The 3,369-nt window shown below is 22.2% G+C and carries 5 protein-coding genes; 1 reads left to right on the top strand and 4 read right to left on the bottom strand.

Translation table 11 applies throughout. The features are described 5' to 3' along the window. Positions 1–150: 150 nt before the first annotated feature. The gene (locus tag HZY83_RS07745) at positions 151–345 is read right to left on the bottom strand and encodes a hypothetical protein (protein WP_179943473.1); all 195 of its coding nucleotides are present in this window, start codon (positions 343–345) and stop codon (positions 151–153) included. A 58-nt stretch (positions 346–403) separates the two neighbouring features. Here HZY83_RS07745 and HZY83_RS07740 point away from each other — a divergent pair, with 58 nt between their 5' ends. Beyond that, a complete protein-coding gene (locus HZY83_RS07740; protein WP_179943472.1) occupies positions 404–964 on the top strand; it encodes a hypothetical protein in 561 nt (186 codons plus the stop codon). A gap of 228 nt (positions 965–1,192) precedes the next feature. Here the strand turns inward: HZY83_RS07740 and HZY83_RS07735 are convergent, their stop codons facing one another. From HZY83_RS07735 to HZY83_RS07725, 3 genes are read right to left on the bottom strand one after another with little or no spacing between them, the layout of a single operon-like run. Further along, entirely contained in the window at positions 1,193–1,630 is a 438-nt protein-coding gene (locus HZY83_RS07735) for a hypothetical protein (protein WP_179943471.1), read from the bottom strand. Further along, complete coding sequence (locus HZY83_RS07730) at positions 1,624–1,935, bottom strand: hypothetical protein (protein WP_179943470.1); 312 nt, start codon at positions 1,933–1,935, stop codon at positions 1,624–1,626. The genes HZY83_RS07735 and HZY83_RS07730 overlap by 7 nt, the downstream gene beginning before the upstream one ends. 2 nt (positions 1,936–1,937) lie before the next feature. Then, on the bottom strand, positions 1,938–3,314 hold the full coding sequence (locus HZY83_RS07725) for an FtsK/SpoIIIE domain-containing protein (protein ID WP_179943469.1): 1,377 nt from the start codon (positions 3,312–3,314) through the stop codon (positions 1,938–1,940). Between the last annotated feature and the right edge of the window lie 55 nt (positions 3,315–3,369).

Here is a 3,369-nt window from a genome sequence, read left to right as displayed (position 1 = left end):
TCATCATATTTTTTACTCTTACTAGAACAACCAACTATCGTTACAACCAATAAAAAAGCTGTTATTATTGATACAATCTTTTTCATAATCTATCTCCTTATATCTTCTACCATTTTAATTATATCAATAATAACAAATTTTCTCAATAGTTTATTTATCTAAAAAACCTTTAATTAATACAGGTATTATAATAATTGTTCCAATTAACATAATATAAGCTATATTATAAACAATTCGTATATCTAAATCGAAAAAATAAACACCAAAAATTACAAAAATATATTGTAAAAGCAATAACATTATTACTACAAAAATTGTTTTTAAAAATACTTTAAATAAACTCATTATTTTCCACCTTTCTATGTTATAATTTTATAAAGTTTAATGAAAGGAATATATTATTATGAAAAAAATTAATTTTAATAAAACTAAGCAATTATTTAAAATGTTATCAAAAACTTTTATTAATAATATAAGATACCTTTTTTATATCATTATAACGCCATTAATCGCAATAACTATTATTTACCAAATAAGACTTATTTTGATATTATTATTTATTTTAAAAGATAATATACCATTCAACGCACTAAATGATTTTAACTCTTTAAATCTTGAAATATTAGGTACTATTTCTATTATATCTATAGGTTTATTTATTTTTTTTACTATGCTGGCGTTTGTGGTGTCATTACTTATTGAAGTTCTCGGTGTAAATCACAAAACTATAGATAAACTTTTCATAAAATATACTCAATTAAATTTTTCTATCTCTGTTATCACTATAATTATTTCCTCTTTTACTGCTGTACAAATAGGAATTATTACTGCTGTGATTACCCTATATACTATTTTAAATAATATTCAATTACCCTATTCAAATAAAATAAAAATAACTAAATATACTAAACCTAAATACAAAATACTTAAAAATAAGAATAACAACATAAATAAAAATAAATAAGCTATTACAATATAACCCTCGACATTTAAATAATTTAGTGTATCAAAAAAATAGACATACCAAAATTTATGGATAAAATAAATATATCCTATTAATGAAGATGATCCGATAATTTTTAATATTATATCTGATATTATATTTGCTTTATTGGGATATTTTTTTATTAAATATGTTTCTAACCTATATTTTCTCATTACTTTATATCTCCTTGTATAAATTATTCTAGCTTTATATCACTATTTTATGATGAATAAAACTTAAAAAAGCACAGAAAAGTACATATACTATAATAGGTATTACATAATTACAAATTATAAATGTATTCTCATATTTATGTAATTTATTATCATCTTTAGGAAATAATCCTTTATATGCTTTAGTTGTTTTCAATAAATGTTTTATAAAAAGTGGTAAAAGTAATAAAACATAAAATATACTACTACCACTTTTTGCTTCATTAATTAAACTAATAAAATATCTATGACATATAAAAGAAACTACTAAATATGTAATTACTGGAGTTATAATCTTGTCATCCATATATTTTAAAAATTTTATATCATAAAAATTTATTTTAGGCATTTTTTCTTTTTTTATTAAATCATTAACTTTTAATATTTTATATGTTATTAATATACTTACTAACAATGATATAGCTATTAACATTCTTCTAGTTCCTTTTCATATTCTCTTAATATTTCAAAAACTGTTACAGATAATATCGGTGGTGTATTTAACACTACTTTATCTAAGCAAGCTATTCTTTCTGTAATTTCTCTTATAGTATTTAATGGTAAAACTTTAAAAATCGTAAGTCTTAATTCTAAACCTATATGATCAAGTCCTTTCAATTCTAAAACATATTCATCTTGTGAATAATTTTCTATACTACACTTAAAATTATTACTATCAAATGTCAGTATTCCGTCTAACTCTAAGCAGTCTTTTTCCCAGTATTTAATATTAGTCATTTTTACAACTCCCTTTCTTTTATTAATCGTACTATTTCTTGATACACTCCTTGAGTGTTATCTACATATGGCGATAAGAATATTTTAGGTATTTCTCCCTTGCCATATATTTTGTAATATCCATAACCTACTGTATCTAGTTCATTAAAGTTTCTTTCTATTTTATCAAAAAGCATTCTATAACCGTCTGTTGATAATTTCCCTAAGCCTATTCTTAAATGTAACTGGTCTCTTATTACACCGTCTAAGAATTGTGTATCCGGTCTTTGTAATGTGAATATAATATTTACTCCAGCTTGTCTACCTTTAAGTATTATATTTCTGAGTAAATTATCTACTTCTTTTTTCTCCTTTGTATCTAAAGTAGTCATAAAAGCAGATTGTTCATCAAATATTAAAAAATATGGCTTCATTCCGTACGCTTCAAAGTCTTCTCCAAAGTTACCATATTGATTAAGCATATATTCATAACGTTCTTCCATTTCAATAACTGTATCTCTTATCGTTTGTATTATATCTTCTTTATTATACGCTACTAGATTATTTGATACTTTTTCAAATTGTGATAAATCACTTCTTTTAGGGTCTATTATTCTCAAATCATATCCTTTTCTAAGTATTTCTTTAAGAATATAAAATAGTAAATATGTTTTCCCACTACCTGTACTACCTGTAATTATTGCGTGTGGCTCTTTTCTAAAATTCCAATATAGGTTATTCATTAATTTTATTTTATTTGTTTCATTTTCTATATTTGTAAATTTTATTCTATCTTTTTCATTAAATAGTTTTAATACATATACTTGATGTTCATTATCTATATACTTATCTGTTAATGTTAAACCATAAACTAACTCTAACTTTTTATCTAAATTAATAAACTGTTCTTGAAAGTTTGAGCCGTCCAAATAAATATATATTTTTATTTGATTGTTCCTTTGGCTTATATAAAATTTTGGGAAGTATAGACTTTTAAATTTTTCTCTACTTCCTATTAACCCTTGATTAAATATATTTAACCATAAATTTCCATTTCTTCTAGCTGCTCCTTGCGTTACTTGTGGATTTATATAGTATTTAGAACTAAATATTAATTCTGCAAGTTTTTGTATATTTCTAATTTTCATTAATTGTTTATAAAATAACACTCCTAATATAATTATTAATGGTATTGATATTAGGAGTGATATTTTAAAACTTTGTAATGCTTGTTCTTTAAATTCTATACTTTTATCATATTTTAAAAATAGTATTATTATAAATGTTAAAAGTATTGTTCCTAGTGTTCCAAATATTAAAGAATTATTAAATATTCTTTCATCATTTTTATCTATCTTATAAGCAAAAGGTCTTTTTATTAGTTTTTCTATTTTGTTCATATTAATTAAACCTTTCTTCTGCTTTTGCGACTTCTGTTTTCTCTACTGTTTTAAA

Origin of the sequence: Gemella sp. GH3 (assembly GCF_013415425.1) — a bacterium.
Lineage (GTDB): Bacteria > Bacillota > Bacilli > Staphylococcales > Gemellaceae > Gemelliphila.
Note: the sequence above shows the minus strand (reverse complement) of the source record. Positions and strands in the feature narration are given on the sequence as shown.